Source organism: Sorangiineae bacterium MSr12523, from assembly GCA_037157775.1.
In the GTDB taxonomy this organism is placed as follows: Bacteria; Myxococcota_A; Polyangia; order Polyangiales; family Polyangiaceae; genus Pendulispora; species Pendulispora brunnea.
The window spans coordinates 2,919,129-2,937,978 of the sequence record CP089982.1 but is presented as its reverse complement, the minus strand read 5'-3'; the positions used below and the strand labels follow the sequence as shown (position 1 = coordinate 2,937,978).

At 63.2% G+C, this 18,850-nt stretch carries 15 protein-coding genes; 7 read left to right on the top strand and 8 right to left on the bottom strand.

Going from position 1 to position 18,850, the window contains the following annotated elements; genetic code table 11:
• Nucleotides 1–14: 14 nt before the first annotated feature.
• Entirely contained in the window at nucleotides 15–509 is a 495-nt protein-coding gene (locus LZC95_11970; protein WXA97547.1) for a hypothetical protein, read from the bottom strand.
• A gap of 106 nt (nucleotides 510–615) precedes the next feature.
• On the opposite strand from LZC95_11970, the gene LZC95_11965 reads away from it, so the two are divergent.
• The 3 genes from LZC95_11965 to LZC95_11955 all read left to right on the top strand — a co-directional run bounded on the left by LZC95_11965 (nucleotide 616) and on the right by LZC95_11955 (nucleotide 4,498).
• On the top strand, nucleotides 616–1,602 hold the full coding sequence (locus tag LZC95_11965; GenBank protein WXA97546.1) for a rhomboid family intramembrane serine protease: 987 nt from the start codon (nucleotides 616–618) through the stop codon (nucleotides 1,600–1,602).
• A gap of 223 nt (nucleotides 1,603–1,825) precedes the next feature.
• Complete coding sequence (locus LZC95_11960; protein ID WXA97545.1) at nucleotides 1,826–2,710, top strand: SDR family NAD(P)-dependent oxidoreductase; 885 nt, start codon at nucleotides 1,826–1,828, stop codon at nucleotides 2,708–2,710.
• 366 nt (nucleotides 2,711–3,076) lie between these two features.
• Nucleotides 3,077–4,498: a sigma 54-interacting transcriptional regulator gene (locus LZC95_11955; protein ID WXA97544.1), complete on the top strand. Its 1,422-nt coding sequence runs from the start codon at nucleotides 3,077–3,079 to the stop codon at nucleotides 4,496–4,498.
• Between the two features lie 27 nt (nucleotides 4,499–4,525).
• On the opposite strand, the gene LZC95_11950 is transcribed toward LZC95_11955, so the two are convergent.
• Nucleotides 4,526–5,941: a serine/threonine protein kinase gene (locus LZC95_11950; GenBank protein WXA97543.1), complete on the bottom strand. Its 1,416-nt coding sequence runs from the start codon at nucleotides 5,939–5,941 to the stop codon at nucleotides 4,526–4,528.
• 29 nt (nucleotides 5,942–5,970) lie between these two features.
• Between LZC95_11950 and LZC95_11945 the strand changes: the two genes are divergently transcribed.
• Entirely contained in the window at nucleotides 5,971–7,077 is a 1,107-nt protein-coding gene (locus LZC95_11945; GenBank protein ID WXA97542.1) for a hypothetical protein, read from the top strand.
• A gap of 227 nt (nucleotides 7,078–7,304) precedes the next feature.
• Nucleotides 7,305–8,282, top strand: a complete 978-nt coding sequence (locus LZC95_11940; protein WXA97541.1) for an AraC family transcriptional regulator — start codon at nucleotides 7,305–7,307, stop codon at nucleotides 8,280–8,282.
• A gap of 12 nt (nucleotides 8,283–8,294) precedes the next feature.
• Here LZC95_11940 and LZC95_11935 read toward each other — a convergent pair whose 3' ends face one another.
• Nucleotides 8,295–9,350 (bottom strand): NAD(P)-dependent alcohol dehydrogenase, encoded by a 1,056-nt coding sequence (locus LZC95_11935; GenBank protein ID WXA97540.1) that lies wholly within the window; start codon nucleotides 9,348–9,350, stop codon nucleotides 8,295–8,297.
• 168 nt (nucleotides 9,351–9,518) lie between these two features.
• Between LZC95_11935 and LZC95_11930 the strand changes: the two genes are divergently transcribed.
• Complete coding sequence (locus LZC95_11930) at nucleotides 9,519–10,394, top strand: AraC family transcriptional regulator (GenBank protein ID WXA97539.1); 876 nt, start codon at nucleotides 9,519–9,521, stop codon at nucleotides 10,392–10,394.
• A 257-nt stretch (nucleotides 10,395–10,651) separates the two neighbouring features.
• On the opposite strand, the gene LZC95_11925 is transcribed toward LZC95_11930, so the two are convergent.
• The 4 genes from LZC95_11925 to LZC95_11910 all read right to left on the bottom strand — a co-directional run bounded on the left by LZC95_11925 (nucleotide 10,652) and on the right by LZC95_11910 (nucleotide 16,981).
• Nucleotides 10,652–11,044: a hypothetical protein gene (locus tag LZC95_11925; protein ID WXA97538.1), complete on the bottom strand. Its 393-nt coding sequence runs from the start codon at nucleotides 11,042–11,044 to the stop codon at nucleotides 10,652–10,654.
• Nucleotides 11,045–11,110: 66 nt separating this feature from the next.
• Entirely contained in the window at nucleotides 11,111–15,334 is a 4,224-nt protein-coding gene (locus tag LZC95_11920; protein WXA97537.1) for a hypothetical protein, read from the bottom strand.
• A 350-nt stretch (nucleotides 15,335–15,684) separates the two neighbouring features.
• Nucleotides 15,685–16,578: a hypothetical protein gene (locus tag LZC95_11915; protein ID WXA97536.1), complete on the bottom strand. Its 894-nt coding sequence runs from the start codon at nucleotides 16,576–16,578 to the stop codon at nucleotides 15,685–15,687.
• 7 nt (nucleotides 16,579–16,585) lie between these two features.
• Nucleotides 16,586–16,981: a hypothetical protein gene (locus tag LZC95_11910; protein WXA97535.1), complete on the bottom strand. Its 396-nt coding sequence runs from the start codon at nucleotides 16,979–16,981 to the stop codon at nucleotides 16,586–16,588.
• Nucleotides 16,982–17,091: 110 nt separating this feature from the next.
• Between LZC95_11910 and LZC95_11905 the strand changes: the two genes are divergently transcribed.
• Nucleotides 17,092–17,937, top strand: coding sequence for an OmpA family protein (locus LZC95_11905; GenBank protein ID WXA97534.1), 846 nt, complete (start codon nucleotides 17,092–17,094; stop codon nucleotides 17,935–17,937).
• Here the strand turns inward: LZC95_11905 and LZC95_11900 are convergent.
• Complete coding sequence (locus LZC95_11900; GenBank protein WXA97533.1) at nucleotides 17,924–18,772, bottom strand: ferritin-like domain-containing protein; 849 nt, start codon at nucleotides 18,770–18,772, stop codon at nucleotides 17,924–17,926. The two genes, LZC95_11905 and LZC95_11900, sit on opposite strands and share 14 nt — an antisense overlap.
• Between the last annotated feature and the right edge of the window lie 78 nt (nucleotides 18,773–18,850).

Here is an 18,850-nt window from a genome sequence, read left to right as displayed (position 1 = left end):
GTGGTTCGTCCGTATCAGGGCGGCGGCGGCGGGGCCAAATTCCAGGCGTCGCGACGCCGCCACTCCTCGAGGCGGGCGGCGATTTCCGCGACCTTGCTCTTCGAAAGCGGGAAGCGGAGCGAGCCCGCATCCGTTGAGGTGCCCTCGGGCAGCGAACGCGGCACGACCACGAGCAGCGCCCCCTCGTGGCGGATGGCCTCGAGGCTGTCCCATGCGAAGAACGTCTCCTCTTTTCCGAGGTGGACGAGAAGGCCGCCCTCGACCACCGCGAGGTAGCGGTCGTCGAACATGAGCATGCCGATGCCGAGGAAGCCGATGACGAGCCCTGCGATCATGAGCGCAGCGCCCAGCACCCCTATGGCCGTGCTATGCGGGAATTTGCGAACCGCGGCCGAGAAAAGGACCATTGGCGGCCCCACCGTGAGGAGCGCCAGCGCCGGCAACAAGATGCGCTTCGTCGGCCCCGACTGGTCTACGCGATAAAATTCGAGGTGTTCCCGAGTCTCCACGGCACAACCTGGCGTCGTCTTACCGCATGTAAAGAAGTTCGAAGAGTAGCGCGGTTCGATCCATTTCGTGTCGGCTGATTCGTAGGATGGGCATTAGAATCGCACGGTGTCGAACGCTCACGAGGAGACCGAGGAGTACGCAGCGCCGCCGCGCGACAAGACCGGCGCCTATGACGGCGCGCCGTTCACGCTGTTCGTAACCGTTGCCTGCGTCCTCGTCTTCATCGGTGAAGTTTGGCTTTCGCTGGTCGTCCACGAGATGGACTGGTCGCAGCTGGCGAGCATCGTCTTCGGCATTTCGCCCGGCGTTGCGTTGACGTTTGGCGCCAACAACGCCACCTCCACCCTCTACGAAGGGCGCATCGACACGCTGGTGGCCTCGTGTTTCGTGCACTACGGCCTCCTGCACCTGCTCTTCAATCTGTATGCGATCCGGCAGGTTGGGCCGTTTCTGGAGCACGAGGTCGGAACCGGCCGCACCAGTGTGCTCTATGTCGGGTCTGGCATCGTGGGCAGCATGGTCAGCGCCCTCTACTATGGCTGGTACGCCCAGTCGCAGGCGGTTGGCGCCGGCGCATCGGGGGCAGTTTGCGGGCTCATCGGGGGCGCTTTCATCGTCGGCTTTCGAACGCAGGGCTGGAGAAGCCCTCTCATGATGATGATGGGCATCTGGCTCATCATCACGTTCGTGCTGGGCTCCCGGAACGACATTGCATTCATCGACAACGCCGCACACGGAGGCGGCGCCGTCGCCGGCGCGCTCATCGCAACGGTCTGGCGGCGAGGTGCCGAACCCACCATTCTCCGAAGAATCTCGACGAGCGTGGCCGTCGCCGTCGTCGTCGCGGCGGCCATTGCCGTGGTGTATTTCGATTTTACTCGACCCTTTGCCACCATGGATGTGCGGCAACGATTGGCGTTTGCCCAGCAGGCCGTCCACCTCGGCGCATGCGACGAGGCGTGGGCGGCCGTTCGAACCGCCCGAAGGACCACCCCGCGGGCCCCGGAAGTGTTGCAGACCGTGCAATACGTTCGCGCCCATTGTGGGCATGATCCCCATGTCCCGCTCGACGGGAGCGGGGCTTCGAGGTAAACCCCCTGCTGCCATGGCGCCGCCACCACCTCCGATCGCCGGGCCCCGTGGCGCCGCGAAACCAGACGAGTCGGCACACGTACGGATCTACGTGGTTTTCGACCGATCCAACGAAGTAGCAGAGACACACTTCTTAACGAACCCCACATTCGTGGCCAACAGTGGGGGAATACCGTGTGCTCTGGACCTGCTAACGATTCGTGCTTAGCAGCATGGAGCGCTCATGATCGACAAGACCGTCCTCATTACCGGCGCAACGTCGAGCATCGCATTGCTCACCGCACGGGAGCTTGCCACACTGGGCGCGCAGGTGATCATCACGGGACGTGATGTGCGACGCGGGGATCGCGCCGCGCAAGAGCTGAGGCGCTCCGCCGGTCACGACCGGGTGCATTTCATCCGTGCCGACACGGCCACCCTCGATCAGCACCGCGATCTCGCGGAGGCGGTCTCGCTGCGTTTCCCGCGGCTCGATGTGCTCATCAACCACGTCGAGGTGTCGTACGAGCGGCGGTGGGAAACGGAAGATGGCCACGAGGCCACGTTGGCGACGAACCTGCTGGGCCCTCACACGCTCACATCGGGGTTGATGCCCCTGCTCCGCAAAGGCCACGACGCGCGCATCATCAACGTCACGTCGGATGCATTCGCGACCATCATGCGCGATCCGTTCGACGACGTTCATGCCAAGCGTTACTACGATGGACTCGAGGTTTTCGCGCGCTCGAAGATGCTGCGCATCCTCTGGACGTTCGCCTTGGCCCGCAAACTCGAGTCATCGCAGGTGGTGGTCAACGCGGCCGATTCGAACAATCGGTGGCACACGGCGTCGAATGCATCGGTCTTCCTGGCCATGGCCGACGCGCGCACGGGTCTCACGGGTACGTATTACGAGGACTCCGGCAAGCCTGCCCGCAACACGATGCGCACGCTCGACATCGAGGATCAGGAGCGCGCCTGGGACCTTTGCACGTCGCTCACGGGTTCGCATCTGGGGGTTACCCCGGAGCCGCCCCCGCGCTCCTCGGGTGGAAGTGGTGGTGAGACTCCGCCCTTCCCACGCTCCACGGTGCGTGTCTCGAAAACCGCGAAATCGAGTTGGCTTTAATTGGCTATCGAAAAGTGAATCGGGATTAGTCCGGAGGGACCGGGGTGCAGGTCCGTCGATCCACCGATGGCCGGGTACGTGGTCGCTGTGTGTACAACCTTCCGCCATCGCGACACGCACGGCTGTGCGAGACATGCGTGGCAAAAAGGTGGCGAAGTCCGCAACAGGGCGGGAAATACGGCCGAATTGTTTACGGGCATGATTGTTGAGGAGTGCATATGCCGCTGCAATTTGGCGCCAATTTCACGCGCGCGTTTCATGATGCATGGCACGTGTGGCACTCGTCGCATACGCCCTTGGCGAGATGGTGCGTAATTTGCGCAGGCTGTGCTTTCACCGGAAACGCCGTATGATGAGGACTTCGAAGTGGCTCGAGAAACAAGCAAACGCGAAACGATTGGCGACGATGGCACCTGGGGCGATGCCTTCTCGCGCGGAGTCATTCCAAAGAGTCCGCGCGTGGTGGTGCTCTGGGAGGGCGGCGAAACGCAAATCGCCGCGCCGCTTTATGGCTCCTTCGTCACGATTGGCCGCGCGTCGACGTGCGATCTGATCATTCAGCACCGCTCGGTCTCGCGGGTTCACGCCAGGCTGCACGCCGTCCGTGACGGTTTCGTCATCGAGGATCTGGGCAGCTCCAACGGCACGCGCGTGCAAGGCGAGCCGCTGGAACGCGGCACGCGCACCCCCGTCACGTACGGCGACGTGGTGGAAATCGGAGCCACGTTGCTGACGTTCCAAGACGCCGGGCCGATCCCCTCCGAGCTGCCGCCGCCCGCCGAGCCCTCGAGCCCGAAGATGCTCGTGGCCGATCCCTCCATGTCGAAGGTGATGCAGCTCGTGGAGACGATCGCCCCCGGCCCCGTGAGCGTCCTCATTCGCGGAGAGATGGGCGTTGGGAAAGAGCTGGTCGCCGAGACGATCCACCGCCTCTCTGGCCGCACCGGCGGTCCCCTGCTCCGACTCGATTGTGCGGTCCTCGCCGGTGATCTTCTGAAGCGAGAACTCTTTGGATACGAAGAGGGCGCCTTCGCCGGCGCCGTCAAATCGAAAATCGGCCTGCTCGAGGCGGCCAACCAGGGCACCGTGCTTTTGCGCGATGTCGACGAGATGGACCCGAGTGCACAAGACAAGCTTCTCGAGGTCATCGAATCGCGCGAGGTCACCCGCATCGGCGGCACAGCGGCGCGATCCATCGACGTGCGTTTCCTCGCCTCGACCCATCGCGATTTGGCCGAGCTCGTGAAGAAATCGCGTTTCCGCGCCGAGCTCTATTCACGATTGAACGGCGTGACCATCGAGGTGCCGCCCTTGCACGTGCGGCCGAGCGAGATTCTGCCGCTGTTCGAGCGCTTCGTTGCCAGCGCTTCCTACGCCGCGCGAAAATCCACGCCCGAGATTGCGCCCGCCGCCCAGGATTGGCTTCGCCAGTACACCTGGCCCGGCAACGTGCGCGAGTTGAAAAGCGTCGCCGAACGCGCGGCATCCCTTGCGAGCACGGGCATCATCCGCGTCGAGCACCTCGCCCCGACCATCGCCGACACGTTGCCTCTGGAGACACGGCCCCTGGAAATGCGCCCGCTGGAAGGTGGCCCGCGCAGCTGGCGTCCGCAACGCCTCGACCCAGGTGAAGTCGACCACGTCGCCGAGAAAGTGCGCATTCTCGAAGTGCTGGCCCAATGCTCGGGAAACCAGACGCGCGCCGCGCAGCTATTGGGCATATCGCGGCGCACATTGGTGAATCGGCTCGATGCGTACAATATTGCGAGACCGCGCAAGGGCGGGTAGCACAATTCCAATTAGCAACAATCCCGTTTAGCGACGGCGAGAACGTCGCGGCGGCGATGCGGAAGCTCCGGCATCGTGACCATCCTGACCATCGTGCGCCGTTGCCGAGGGCGCAGGCGTCTCTTCCGCGGATGCCGGGGTCGTATCTTGGGCTTGCGGTGTTACCGCTTCGTCGGGCAAAAGCCGCGTTTCGGCCGGCGGTGCTGCGGGTTCCGGCGCGGCTGGGGAGCGCCCGAGGCGCGCGGCGAATCCGACGAGCAAAACGACGGCCGCAGCGGCGATGACCATCGAGCGGCGCGACGTCGAGGGTGCCGTGGTGCCCGCCGAAGAAGCGGGTGGCACCGCCGTGATCGCGCCGGGTGCCGTTCGATCCGGCGGCACGGACGCCGAGGGGCGCGATTCCAATTCGACGGCATCGGTCGCAGCCGCGGTACGCACACTCTCACGAGGCGGCGGCGGCTCTTCCACGGCAGGCGCACTCTCTTCTTGCACCGACGCGATGTCCTCCGGGGGAGGCGGTGGCGCGGCTGGAGAGGCAAGAGAGGCAAGGTCCTCGACCATCGGCGAAGGCGATGCCGCTTCCACGGAGACGCTCGGCGGCATGGCAAAGGGCTCGAGCGCGCGCGCGAAGTCGGCCATCGACGCGGTCCGCCCATCGGCCTCCGTCGTCAGGGCGAGCGCGATCACCTCGTCGAGCGAGCGCGGGGCATCCGGAAGCCGCTCACTCAACTTCGGAAACACACCGCGCGCAATCGCCTCCCGGACTTCCGCAGTCGATGCGCCATCGAATGGGAACTTCCCCGTCACGAGCACGTACAGCGTGACCGCGAGCGACCACACATCGGTGCGCGCATCGAATCCGCTGCGCGGGCGCGCCACCAGTCTCTCCGGCGATGCGAACTTCAGCGCGTCGAGGAGCGCACCCTCCGCTTCCCCTTCGAGCGCGAACTCGGTGCTCGAAAGCCCCACGTCGAGGATCTTGACGAGCGGCCCACCATCGGCCGCCTTCGTCAAAAAAAGATTCGACGGTTTGATGTTTCGGTGGGCCACACGGGCCGCGTGCAGCTCCTGCAGACCGTTGCACGCTTGCAACACGTACCCCACGGCTTCGCCCACGGGGAAGGGGCCATACTCGGCCGCGAGCTCTGCGAGATTTTTCCCTTCGAGCCACTCCGTAACCACGTACGGAGTGTCGCCTTCGACACCGACGTCATACACGAAGATGACGTTCTCCGAGCGAACCGCCTGCGCCGCCTCGGTATCGCGCATGAACTGACGCGTGCGAATCGATGCGGGCAACTTGGCCACCTTGATGGCGACCCGTTGCGCTCGAAACCGTTCCTCAGCCGCAAAAATGGCTCCAGTGGGCCCCTCTCCAATGATGTCCCCGAGCGTATACTTGCGGCCGAGGATCGCTCCACGCGTGAACGCTGCCTCGACCATTGAGCGCATACTAGTACACGGAGCCGCCCATGATCACCTCCTCTCTCCTCAAAGACGTGATGCCCATCCACGACTTCGACGCACCGCGGGCGGAGCCACTGCAGGGCCGCCGTCTCCGCGCCGTGCGCACAGCAGCCGAGCGCGTCCGTGAACGCTTTGCGTCGGGCCCTCGCGTCGTCTGCGTGCGCACCATCAATCAAACGACGCTTCCCTACCCCACGAAGTACGCCTTCAACTCGGCGGCCTTTTCGCCGGCGCCCTTCGTAACGCTGACGCACCGCTGTGTTCTCGTGCAGTTCATGCAGCGCGGTTCGTTGAAGAACCTCCTGTTCAATCCGACCGACATCATTGGCGCCCGACGCGCACCGTATTTCGCGCGGCTTGCCGATCGATTCCACCTCGTCGAGCCGCTCTTATCGAAGCAGTGGGATTCGGTCCCGTACGTCCTCGCATCCATCGGCATCAAGGCCGGGGACATCGACTACGTCGCGTTCGACCACTTCCATACCCAAGACTTGCGAGGTCTGCTCGGAACCCGCGACAACAAGAGGCAGCCTCTCTATCCCAACGCCGTGCTCTTGGCCCCGCGCGTCGAATGGGACGATTGGGACGAGCTTCACCCGCTCCAGGCGTCTTTCTTCGTGCGCGATGGGAAGGAAAACGTGCGCGAGGACAACGTTGCCTTTCTCGATGGCGATATTTCGCTGGGCGACGGCGTCATGTTGCTCCGCACGCCGGGCCACACGTCGGGGAATCAGACGCTCTTCATTCATACCGACAATGGCGTCTGGGGCATCAGCGAAAACGGCACCTCCGCGGACAACTGGTCGCCGCTGGAGAGCAAAATTGCGGGCCTCGCCAATGTGTGCCGCAATCAAGACCTCGACGTCATTCTCAATTCGAACACGCCCGAGTCGGCCGCGGACCAATACACATCGATGATTCTCGAGCGAACCATCGTGGATCGCGTCAAGCGCGCACCGTCCTTCGTTCAAATGTTCCCATCGAGCGAAGTGACTCCGAGTTTGCTCGCACCAGGTCTACGCCCCACGGTGATCCACGGCGAAATCCGAAGCGGCGAGCTTACGAAGCCCGAAATCCGAGCTCCGCGCCGCGAAGCCGAAATGCGAGCGTAAGGAGTGGTGCAAGACAAGCCAGCGCCTAGGTCCCAACGACTGCGCAGCTCGATCGAAACACGTAACTACATATCCGCGCGAAGCAACGCGTTACCAATTCAACACGATTGGTCCGCCGAACTTTCGCATTTCGGCGAAGAATCCGCCCTGCGGGCCCCGCCATGTTCGCTCCTCCGCTGCCGAACATGGAGCCGGCGAGGCGGAGGAACCATGCTAGTTTGTCGGCAATGCATGACCGTTCGTCCGACCGCGAGGGGCTCGCGCGCGACACGTTGAGCGAGGTGCTGCAGGATCTGCGCATTGCCAATGGCACCTATGCGCGCTGCGGGCTTTCCGGCGCTTGGGGCATCGACTTTGCGGCGCAGGGACAGGCCCGATTTCACTTCGTGGCGGCAGGCCATTGTTGGCTGCGTGGACCGAAACGCGGGTGGACGGAGTTGCACGCTGGCGACGTCGTGTTGCTCCCGCATGGCAAGGGACACGCGCTCGCATCGAAGGCGCGCGGGCGGCTCACGCCGCTCGAGAAGATGCCCATTCAAGCCGTGGGCGAGCGGACGTTCCAGATGCAGGCTGGCCATGGCGCGGCGCAGACCATCCTTGCGTGCTGCAGCATCGACTTCGAGCAGCCGGCGGCGCATCCGCTCTTGGAACTGATGCCCCCGATGCTTCTCGTCCGCGGCGGCGGCGCGCAGGACGCAACCTTGTCGCCCATTCTCGAGGCGATGGCCGCGGAGGTGCTCGCACGCCGCGTAGGCGCTGCGACGATCATGACCCGGCTCGCGGACGTGGTCATTGCCCGGGTCGTGCGCGCCTGGGCGGAATCGCGCACCGAAGATACACGGGGATGGCTGGCGGCGATTCGCGATCCGCAGATCGGACGCGCGCTCGCCGCCATTCATCAGAGGCCCGGTGAGCCATGGACGGTGGAGTCATTGGCCGACGTCGCCAAAGCGTCTCGCTCCGTCTTTTCCGAGCGGTTCACTGCGCTTCTGGGCGTGCCGCCGGCTCGCTACCTGACCCAATGGCGCATGCATTTGGCCAGCGGATGGCTGCGCGGTGAGCGCGTGACCGTTGCCGAGGCAGCGATGCGTCTCGGCTATGACTCGGAGGCCGCGTTCAGCCGCGCGTTCAAGCGATTCGTCGGCGTGCCGCCCAGCGCCCTGCGCCGCGAGGCCGCGGCATCCCCGCCCCACTGGCTTCAGTAGCCGCGATGGCGGTCAGCGCGCGAGCGAGGCGTTGTCGATGACGAAGCGGTATTTCACGTCGCTGCGGAGCATGCGCTCGTAGGCTTCGTTGATGCCCTGAATCGGAATCACCTCGACGTCGGAAACGATGCCGTGCTCGCCGCAGAAGTCGAGCATCTCTTGCGTCTCGCGAAGGCCGCCGATGAGCGAACCGGCGATGCTGCGCCGCTTGAAAATCATGTTCGTCACGTTGGGCGACGGATGCGGATGCTCGGGCGCGCCCACCAAGACCAAGGTGCCGTCGCGCTTCAAGGCGTTCACGAATGGGTCGAGATCGTGCGACACGGAGACGGTGTTCACGATGAGATCGAAGCTGCCGGCCTGCTTGGCCATTTCGTCGGCGTTCTTCGAGACGACGACTTCGTCGGCGCCAAGGCGTTTGCCGTCCTCGATCTTGCTCGGCGACGTGGTGAACAAGACGGTGTGCGCACCGAACGCGTGCGCAAACTTCACCCCCATGTGACCGAGGCCGCCCAACCCGACGATGCCCACCTTCTTTCCCGGGCCGGCGTTCCAGTGCCGAAGCGGTGAGTACAAGGTGATTCCTGCACAAAGCAACGGCGCGGTTGCCGCAGGATCGAGCGCCTTCGGTACGCGCACGACGAAGCTCTGGTCGACCACGATGCGGTCCGAGTAGCCGCCATAGGTCATGGCGCCCGGCATATCTTTGTCCGGGCTGTTGTACGTCAGGACGAACCCCGCCTCGCAGTACTGCTCGAGGCCCTCTTTGCAGGCTGCGCAGGTTCCGCAGGAGCCGACCAAGCAACCCACGCCGGCGAGATCGCCGACGGCAAATCCCTTCACGTCACGCCCCACGGAGGTGACGCGCCCCACGATTTCGTGGCCCGGAATGACGGGATAAACCGTGCCTTTCCACTCGTTGCGCGCGGTGTGCAGGTCCGAGTGGCAAACACCGCAATAGAGAATTGCAATCTGGACGTCCCTTGCGCCAACCTCGCGGCGCTCGAACGAGAAGGGGCCCAGCGGAGAGGTTGCGCTCTGTGCTGCATATCCAAGGCTTTTGCTCACGTTCATCTCCTCGATCATCTCAATCGTCGAATCGTTGAAAGCTCGACGTTGCGCTGGGAGATATGATGATCGGCGCTAGCGTCCTCAAGGCACGATCCTTCGGAACGCTTGCCTGATCCTACGGATGGCCACATTTAATGGATCGTGGAACGGATACCGGAATCGGGCGTGGCGAAAAGCCGAATGGTTTCGCTGCTGGAAGGGTTGACGTACCAGGAGGGGCCGCAGCCGTCGGCCCTGCCGGGGGTAAACCTGATGCGGATGTCGAAGTACGTCAAAACGCCGGTCGTGTACGAACCGAGCATCGTGATCCTCGCGCAAGGTCGCAAAATCGGATACGTGGGCGAACGCGTTTATACGTATGACGCGAACAACTATTTGGTGCTCTCGGTCCCCCTGCCCTTCGAATGCGAGACGTTCGCCACCCCTGGTGAGCCGCTGCTTGGCCTCAGCATTTCGGTGACCCCGGGCATGCTGGGCGAGTTGCTGCTCGAGATGGACGCCCCTTCGCCGAGCGTCGAGACGATCTCCGGCATCTATGCGACGCCTCTGACCGAGGAACTCACCGGCGCGGGGGTTCGCCTTTTGGAGGCGCTGCGATCGCAGGCGGATAGCCGTATCCTTGGCCCGCAGATCGTGCGCGAGATCACGTACCGCGTGCTCTGCGGCGAGCAGAGTGGCGCGCTACGCGCGGTGGCGACGCGCCAAGGGCACTTTGCCCAGATCGGCAAGGTGCTGCGCCGGATTCACGAGAACTACGCGGAATCGTTCCAGATCGAGGACATGGCGCGCGAGGCCAGCATGAGCGTGACCTTGTTTCATCAGAATTTCCGCGCGGTGACGTCGACGACACCGCTGCAATACGTGAAGACGATCCGCCTTCACAAGGCGCGGTTGCTCATGGCCCAACAAGGCGTCAACGCGAGTGTCGCCGCACGAAGCGTGGGCTACGAGAGCGCTTCGCAATTCAGCCGCGAGTTCAAACGATTCTTCGGCGACACGCCGACGGAAGAAGCGGCCCGCGTGCGCGCATATCTCGCATGAACGAGCCAAACGAAATAGGCGAAGCGAGATAAGGAAGCTAGACGAAGCTAGTCCATCGCAAAAGGATTCTTGGATACGACCTTGTGGCCTCGCTCTTCGCACAAGGTCGGCGTCGCTTCAACGAAATTCTGAACTCCAGGAAAGCAACGGCACGGCGTCGACGAAAAGCCATTGGCTTTCCATTGTTTATGGCTGTAGCGCACGCGGGGTGGCTCGCGAGTCGCGACACTCGCGACGCTCACGACAGTGCGTGACGTTCACGCGACCGAGGACGCCGCGAGCTCCTGCAAGACATCGAGCGCATAGGGCCCGGGTTCGCCGGCCAACTCCGAGACCGCGGTGGCGATCGCACGCCGCGAAGCATGCGCCGGAATGGAGAGAATCGCCCAGCGCGCGCCCGGCCCACGTCCCCACGCGCGCCCGCTCTGCACGGTCACCCGAGGCAGCCGCCCCGCCCCGCGCGATGCCGCACTCGAGCGAGGTGCCTTCTCGACACAGATGGCAATGCGCGTTCGCAAGGGGTTCACCAGATCCAGCGCCCTCTGGGCAAACGCCAGCCGATCGAAACGCTCGTCACTCGTCTCGAGCAACGCGCGCTCTTGCTCGGTGTACTCACGGATGTCGCCGAAATCGATCTCGAGCTTGGGCATAGGGTACCGGGGACCCAATTCTAGGCACGATTTTCCACGTGCCCAGAGGGGTCCCCCTCCGTCGCATCAGTTCGGCAGGCCCACTGTGCCTTGGCGGATGATCTCGTAGAACTGTTCGAGCCCGCGCTGCTTGTCCAGCATGAACTCGCTCATTTCTTTCATCATGGTGCCGTAGTCGGGGCCCTGCAGCTTGGAGGCGAAGTCGTCGGGTGCGACGCGATTCACTTCGGCGATGGCATCGATGATGACTTCCAGCGGCGTTTGCGGGACCTTGCCGTCTTTGGCGGGCATCGGCTTCACCAGGTTTTGCAAGGCGAGGGTCAGCACTTGGTTCGGGTCGAGTTCGCGACCGCAGTGCTCGACGCCCTCGGCGGTGAAGGCGCGGCCGCTGAGGCGCGCGAGAAGCGCGGTGACGGCATCGACGACGCCGGTTTGAACGATGTTGCCCTGCGCATCGACGAGGGACGATGCGGCGCCTTCCGACAAAGTGCGGATGAGCGGCGCGAGGCTGTCGTCGGCGAGGAGCTGCGGGAAGTCCACCAAGGTGGTGAGCATCGTTTTGCGGGCCTCGTTCACCGAGTTGGGATTGGTCATGTACAGAAGGAACTTGGCCAGCTCGGAGCGGGCGTTCGCGTCTTGGCGGACGGCTTCCGTCACGTCGAGAATGCTGCCGAAGAGCGGGCCGCTGGTGACGTCACCCAGCTTTTGCGTCATTTCGTTCTTGGCCCAGGCGCATGCCGTCGAGCTGTTCGTGGCGAACGTATCCGGGCAATGCGCCAAGAGCTGCTCGCGGAAAAGCTGAATCAACTTCGGCAAGAGCGGCGGCGTGACCCGATTCGCAAATACCGAGTTGGCGCCGGTGCCGTTCACCGTGAGGAACTGATCGACGAGCTGCGACCGCGCACGCCGCCAGAGTTCGAGCCGGTTGTCGTTGGGGTGCGTCGCCGACCAATCCGCGAACGACTGATCGAACTTGTTCAACGCCTGCAGCACCAGGTACATCGGGGTGACCTGCGGGTTCTTGGTGCCGTCGTTGCGCAGGCCTTCCTTGCTGCCATCGCGGTTGGTGATGTTGCGAGCCTTGGCCAGCGCAGGATCCAAAAGGATGCGCGTCCCGTCGACGAGAACTTTGAAGCCGTCGGCGTTCTCCGTCGCCGCGCACTTGTGGGTCGTCGGATTGATCGAGGTGCAGCGTGGAACGGTCACGTTCTTCTTCAGCGTCGACAGAATGTCGCGAACCGCCGGCAACAAGTCGCTCACGAATTGCTCGCTGAGCAGCGCCTCGTAGCTGGAGGCGCCATCCTTGGTGCAGAATCCATTGACGCATTCGGCCGCCGTCCCCTTGCTGCTTTGCCAATGCTTGTTGAGCGCGGTCATCAGGTCGATGAAGATGTCCTCCCGATTGCGCTTGGTAAACGGCAGAAGGAGAGGCTTTATCAGCTCGAAGAAGCGGAAATTCTCGGTAATGAACAGCGTATTGTCGTCACGCTGATCGAGCCACTGACCTTCCTCGCAGTCCCTCAAGTGGTGAATCATGCCATCGGGAGAAGGATTCGGCCCCGGCTGGCAGGCATTCGCCCGACCTGCATCGCCGATGCACGGATCGGGGATCACCCGCTCTTTGCAGAGCTGCGTCCCCGTGTGCGGGTTCATTCGGTTCTTGTTGGCGTCGAACCGGCCAAAAAGATCCTTGATGAAGCGAGCCGTGGTCGCATTCTTCGTATCGGGCGTCGCGAAATCGAAGAACTGCAACCGCGTCAGGAACCGCGGCGTCGGGAGGAACGTCCTGCTGCCGGAGTCCGTACCTTCGATGCTGTTGTCGCTGAACGGATCGGAACTCTGCCAGAATCCGCGGATGGCGCTGGACTTCTCGAACACGCTGACCGTCGCCGGCGAGAGCCGCAGCCCGAGCACGTTGATGCCCAAGCGGGCGTCGTCGTAACGCACGTAGAGATCGGCTTTGTGAACGATCGAATCCAAGAAGAACGTGGCCGCGTCGTCGATCTTCGTAAAGCTGCATTCCTTGAGCGGCTTGCCGGTGAAGATGCCCAATATGTTGATCGGTATATCGGTATCTCCGATGAGCGTCCCCTTGGCGTGGACGACGGCTCCGTCCGAGTTGCACACCGTCACGTTGTGCGCATCCGTCACCAGCTGGGCGAACCTCTGGAATAGGCTCCGATTCAACCCACTATCCGGCTTCGACCGATCCACGGGCGTCCGAGGTTCCTCGACCCGTTTCGTCGTCAGGTTGTACGGCAGCACCCACGGAAGACCGTTGTTCGTCATCGCGCTGAGGTTGTCGCGATCGTAAGAAATGAGATCGCTGTACTTCATTTGATTCGAAAACAGCGTTCCAAGGTCTTCGATTTTGGGGAGCCCCAGCGACGGGTCCGCGAGAACGTTCAGCATGTCCTCGAGAAGACGATTCCCTGTTTGTGGATCGACCTGCGTATCCTGAGCAATCTTCACCAGCACATCGTGAATCTCGTCCCACAACGTCGACTTCTCGGGGATATCCGCCTCCGGATGCTTGTCCGCGATCGCTTTCACCGCCAACCCCGTGCCGGTCAGCCGCGCCACGGTCGGCAGCTTTTCTGTCACGAGCTTCTGCGCAAGCGACAAAACGTCGTCGCCCGTGGGATCGCCCGCGATGGTGCCCAATGCCCACATCAAATCGAGCAACGCCGCGCTTTCGCGGTGGTACGCATCGTAATTCACGGCCACCTTGGAGGAGCCCAGTCCGGGCGGTATCGGCTCGCCGGGGTGGGTCACTTTCCAATCGTCGATCTGTTTCGGATCGGGCGCGTACTCGCGCACCGTCTTGTAGCCGTTGTCGCGCGCGCCCATGAGGACTTCGAGGCCGGCGATGGCGTCCATCAAGGTCTCGTGCTTCTTCGAGACATCGGGATCGATCAGCGGCGGCAGATTCTTCATCAGCGCGTTGGCGAAGGTCTGCGACGTATCCATCGTGCCGTAGATCTGGGCGCCACCCGCAGCCGCCAGCGCGCGGCCGTATTGATCGCGCGCGGGAGCGTCCGTGCCATCCACCGCAGGGAACGGTGAGGGTGCGGGCTTGCCATCCTTGGTCTGGAGGCGTCCCAGAAAGTCGATGGCCGGCAGCTTGGGATCCTTCGCGTCCGGCGTGAACATCCCGAAGCCGTCCGGCGTGACGGACGAATAACCGCGCGAATCGCGCGTGACCAGGTACAGCGGAGCGTCGGGCGGCGCGCCGCCATCGTTCTGCGCGTAGATCGGATCCTGCATCGTCAGCAGGTAATTCACGACCTCCAACGTGGTCCGCGGCCGCGAAAGAATCGGGCGACCCGCGGCATCGGTCATCGAGGTCGGAGCCGGCGACCACGGCTCGGGCGCAAACGTGCGCAGCTCTTCGTGGGTCACCTCGAGCATCTTGGCGAATTGCGCGTGCGCGGGGCCAGGAACCGGGATGCGCTTGCCGTCACCGTACCGCGGAGCATTGAGGGCATATGGATCGGAGTCCCACGACAGAAGCCGCAGCGCGGCGTTCGACAGATTGCGCAATTGGGGATACGCCACCACGGGGCGCATGGCGCCTTGCTCGATGATGTCCGGCTTGTAGCCCCGGCGCGATTCGAATTGGGCAAGACCGTCGCGCGTGGCGTTGGCGTTGGGATCGGTCGCGCGGATATCGTCCATCACCCGGGCCACCGCTTGCGTCGTGCGCGGGATGGTGCCGTCGTTGTAGAGTGCCTGGAGCTTGCCCAGCATGTCGCTGAGCTGCTGCGTCAATTTTCCGCGGTCGCCGGCCTTGTCGTCGGGGATGATGTTGCACGTCTTGGTCGCGTCCTCGTTTTTCTCGTCGACCACGGCGATGCGATCGTTGGGAAACGTCGCGTCGAAGGCCGCGATCAACGAAGCGCGCCGGCGTACCATGGCGTGGATACGGGCCATGGCGTAGTCGCGCCACTCCTTCTGCTTCTGCAGCGGAACGGGCTGCCCGTTCACGTCCTTGAGGCTTTCGTCCAGCGGCGGAAGCCGCGTCTGATCCACGTCGTCCGCGTAGGTGCCGTTCGGGCCGGGCGACTTGTGGCAGATTGCGGAAAACGAGGAGCCGTTGAGATCTTCCCGCAGCACCTGCGCGGCGACGCGATCGCAAAGGATTCCGTAGAGATCCTCGCCCACGGTCGTCTTCCGATCCGGTACGACGCGGTTCGTGTTGAAGTCCGAGCAGGCAGCGCCCGTGGCCGCGAGAAGGAAAAGCGGAATGACCGCGGTTACGAAGCGCCGTTTTCCGAAGGTCGTACGCATGGACAACTCCTCAAAGCCTCAAGAGGGTGAGAGCGCGGCCGGCGTGGCTGGGCGTCGTTCGAATGTACCCGCCAGCGATTCGCATTGCAGCGCTGATTCGGCGTCAATAGCGACGTTTTGGCTCAACCGATGACGCAACGCGACATTTCTTGCGCGGCGCGTTGTCTGTACTTCGTGTAATGAAGCACCGCGTGGGGGAATCCCACGGAGCGCACTTGATCGGATATCGAATGCCTACCAAGTGGCATCTCGGGATTCGCCGTGAATCGATATTCGCGTGCGTGCAAATGCGAACGGCCCGCCTTCACGGATTCCCGTGAGGCAGGCCGTCTCGAAACTTGGACGACGCGCTACTTCGCAGCGATCAAGACGATCACGGTGAGGAGCAGCAGGAAGCCGATCGACACCATGAGGATGATGTTCAACCTGCGCGATTGCTCCGTGAAGGGAGTAAACGACATGCGCCCTTCTTCGACCTGGCTATCCGTGAGGGGACGCATCGGCCCCGGGTTCGGAAGCTCGGCATGCCTCGATAGATCGGATAGCTCGGACAACTCCGGAGCCGCCGCATCGGCGGGTACCACAAGCGGTGTCCCAGGCCCCGATTGCGGCGGTGTGGCCAACACATCGTCCGCGGGAGGCGGCGAAGGTGCCGAAACCGGAGCAACGACCGGTGGAAGCACGGGTGGAGCCACCATCGGCACCGCAGGAACGATCTGATTAACCTGCACGGCGGGAGGAGGTGCACCTGCAGCAGGAGGTGGAGCCGCGGGGCTCGGTCCGACTCCGAGCAGCGAGCCCACGTAGTCATGATCGTCCGACGCGAGGCCTTCGAGCGTGAACTCGGAAGGACCATCGGTGCGCTTCGGAGGCGGAGGGGGCGCTCCGGCTGCGGGTCCGAAGTTCGGCAGACCGAAGCTCGGGATCCCCTCCGCGAGCGCCGGTGTGGTCTCGGGCGGCGGTGGGATCGTCGGCGTCACACGAGGCACGGATAGCGGCCGTGGCACCGTGCGTGAAGCCGGTACGCTCGGACGTGAAGCAGTCCCTTTGTCGCCCCCCAACGCCGCCGCGAGATCAGGAGGCAGTGAAGGACGCCCCGCCTCACTGGCGTGCGCACGCTTCATCGCCTGCAGCAAATCCGAAGGGATTTTGCCGATGCGCGTCTCGGCACTGTACGCATCATCCTCGCCCGGAGGAGGAGGGACGGTGTCGATTTGATGCTCGTCCTCATCCCTCTTGTTCATCTCGTTCTCACGACTCTACCAAAGCCTTTGTCGACTCGCTAACGCCGCCGCGAACATGGTGACCAGCGCCGCCGTGCGATCGCGCCTCCGTTATCCACCATGTTGCCATCACTGCAAGCAACATAACCGCCGCGAGCAGAATGATTTTCGCCAATGGATCGGGTTGAAGACGCTCGAGCAGTACCCTCGCGGCATCTCGCACCGCAGGGTCCGTCGCTCGGGAGGCAAGCTCGGGTGCTTGGACATGGATCTTGCGATAATTGCCCGAAGCGAACGCTCGAACCAAGTCGTCGAGCGATTCATTGCGCGGAAATGACCGAGCAAAAGAAGGCACAACGTAATTTTCTTCGATTAACGCTCCAGGTGTTGCCAATTCGTTGCCTCGAGGAGGTTCGTTCGTCACTTCCTGCTCATTGGGTGGTCCGTCCACGGGCCGCGCAGCATACCTGGTGCGCGGGCAGAAACGCGAACATTTGCGTTTAGTTGAGAGCTCCTATGCGAGACTGAGCTCGCATGCTCAAGTCCTTTCTGACGACATTCACCATTGGGGCGCTTGCATTGGCCCTCATCGGCGGCGGCCTATACGGTTGGGTGCGCAAGAACCGTTACGAGCAGGATCTCTCGAACGAGCGCGCACACTGGACGAACCTCGAACAGAAGCTCGACGAGTGCAACAAAGCGCACGAGCAGGAGAAGGCTTCGCGCGAGGGCTCGGAGCGCGTGGCGGCGGAGACGCAGACCAGCCTGGAGGCTTCGCGCACGGAGCTGGAGGAGCTGCGCGCCGAGCACGCCGAGGCGGAAAAACGCCTCGCCGCGTTCAAATCCATCACGGAGAAGTTTCGCAAGATGATCGACAGCGGCAAGCTCGCGGTCACCGTGCGGCACGGGCGGATGATCGTGAAGCTGCCTGCGGGCATCCTCTTTCCTTCCGGCAGCGCCGATCTTTCCAAGGACGGCACCGAAGCGATCAGTGACGTGGCGCACGTGCTGCGCCAGTTCCCAGATAGGCGATTCATGGTTGCCGGACACACGGACAACGTGCCCATCGGGCCGCCGTCGCCGTTCAAGAACAACCTGGAATTGTCCACGACGCGCGCCCTCACGGTCACGCAGCAGCTCATCAAAGCCGGTATGAGCCCCGCCCGGCTCGTTGCCGCCGGCTATGGTGAGTACGAACCCGCGACGCCGAATGTGAACGAAGCCTCACGTCAGGAGAACCGGCGGATCGAAATCGTGCTTCTGCCAAACATTGGCGAGGTACCTGCCATGCCGGGCGAGGACGCGGGCGCACCGGACGCCTCCGCAAAAGACGGGAAAGACGTGAAAGACGGGACGGCGAAGTCCGTCAAGAATCCGTAGTCGTCGCGGTGACGGCGTGGCTGCCGTCGAACCCGAGCTCGGTGAGGTAATTCTTGTCGAGCTTCGAGGTGCTGCGGGCGAATTGGCTGCGCAAAAAGAGGGCGATGCCGAAGAGCATGGCCCACATGCGAAACAGGAACCCAGGGCGCTCGGCGGGGACGAAGCCGAGCTCCTGGCCCTGCTTGCGCACGCGCTCGCGCACGTACTCGAGAAACGGCCCGAGGTGGCGCAGGACGCGGTGGTTCGAGGCGCGCTTTTCGAAGGCGCGAACCATGAAGGGCAACACGCCCATCTGCAGCTCGAACAGACCGTAGTACGGCGTCTTCAACCAAGGGCGTTCGGTGAGAAGGCGCCGCGTTTCCTTTTCACCCCAGGAGACGTGCTCGATTTCCTCTTTGCAGACGACGCGCAGCTTCTTCTTGATGAGCGGGATGTGCGCGTATTCGTCGGGCAAGGTTTGCAGGAGTAAATCTTTGAAGATGTCGAGCACCATGCCTTCGCCGATGGCGTGCTCCATGAAGACTTTCAGCGGGTAGTAATTGTTGTGCGCCGCCAAGAGCCGGATGACCCAGTGGGCCGGGCTGGGCGTGAGGCCGAGCAGGCGAAAAATCTCGGCGAAGAGCTGAAGATGCGCGAGCTCCTGCTTGGCTTGGCGCACGTAGAACTTGGCAGCCTCGAGCGTGCCCGCGGCATAGAGCGACTTGCCGCAGAAGACGCCCGTGGCCTCGCCGTAGAGGGCCTGGGAGAGGACGAACCGCACGATTTCGCGGTCTTCGGCGTTCTCGAGATCGAATCGGTCTTGGCCGAAGTCGTAACCGGGTGTGAGGTCGTCCACGTCTCTTATCTAGCACGCGTCTCTCTCACCCCCCTCCCGCTCCCGATCCCGCTCCCGAACTTTCCTGATTTTCTCGGC

Bases quoted from the DNA above. Each gene is read 5' to 3' on its own strand.
- LZC95_11960 (WXA97545.1), top strand. From the start codon at position 1,826: ATGATCGACAAGACCGTCCTCATTACCGGCGCAACGTCGAGCATCGCA.
- LZC95_11950 (WXA97543.1), bottom strand. From the start codon at position 5,941: ATGGTCGAGGCAGCGTTCACGCGTGGAGCGATCCTCGGCCGCAAGTAT.
- LZC95_11945 (WXA97542.1), top strand. From the start codon at position 5,971: ATGATCACCTCCTCTCTCCTCAAAGACGTGATGCCCATCCACGACTTC.
- LZC95_11940 (WXA97541.1), top strand. From the start codon at position 7,305: ATGCATGACCGTTCGTCCGACCGCGAGGGGCTCGCGCGCGACACGTTG.
- LZC95_11925 (WXA97538.1), bottom strand. From the start codon at position 11,044: ATGCCCAAGCTCGAGATCGATTTCGGCGACATCCGTGAGTACACCGAG.
- LZC95_11920 (WXA97537.1), bottom strand. From the start codon at position 15,334: ATGCGTACGACCTTCGGAAAACGGCGCTTCGTAACCGCGGTCATTCCG.
- LZC95_11915 (WXA97536.1), bottom strand. From the start codon at position 16,578: ATGAACAAGAGGGATGAGGACGAGCATCAAATCGACACCGTCCCTCCT.
- LZC95_11905 (WXA97534.1), top strand. From the start codon at position 17,092: ATGCTCAAGTCCTTTCTGACGACATTCACCATTGGGGCGCTTGCATTG.